The 567-nt window shown below is 40.7% G+C and carries 1 pseudogene; it reads right to left on the reverse strand.

The window, feature by feature from the left end:
• Nucleotides 1-567: pseudogene (locus ACFINU_RS10365) on the reverse strand (DUF3987 domain-containing protein); the annotation flags it as partial.

The raw sequence follows: 567 nt of genomic DNA on the forward strand, positions 1-567 counted from the left end.
ACCGATCCAACTTCTTTGATGAATATCACGTAAAGTAAAGACATCGGGTAAATGATCACAGCGCTCGACAATCAATTTTGCCCCCTCTGTTGCTAAGCTATCCGCCGCCGCATAGAGCCTTTTGACATGACTTAACAAATATTTTTCCCATCGCAAGGCTGTTTGAAGAGCATCTTTATTGATTTCAAAACGCCCCCCTTCGGTTAATTCAAAAATCAATGCAAGACTTACTATGGTTTTAGGCATTTTCAAAAGATGCGATTGTAAGCTTTCAGAAAGGTTATTCTCTTTGGCTTCTTTAAAAATCTTTTGCATCCATTCACGAAAGATCTCTTGAGCTTCAGCAGAAAAGCGCATCACAAGAGGGTGTTCTGGTGAACCAAGGGGGTTATCATAAAGAGAACGAAATGCCCCTTCATAAGTTTCCCATGCCTCTTGATTGGGCGGTCTATCAACCCATTTTCAATCTTTTGTCTCATCGGGAAAGACAAGCATTTGAAAGCGTTGTAAGAAACCATCATTGCCTTTGCCATATAAAACATTGCGTATAAAGGGCAGAATGCGAGA

Origin of the sequence: Bartonella sp. AC130YNZD (assembly GCF_042196865.1) — a bacterium.
GTDB lineage: Bacteria > Pseudomonadota > Alphaproteobacteria > Rhizobiales > Rhizobiaceae > Bartonella.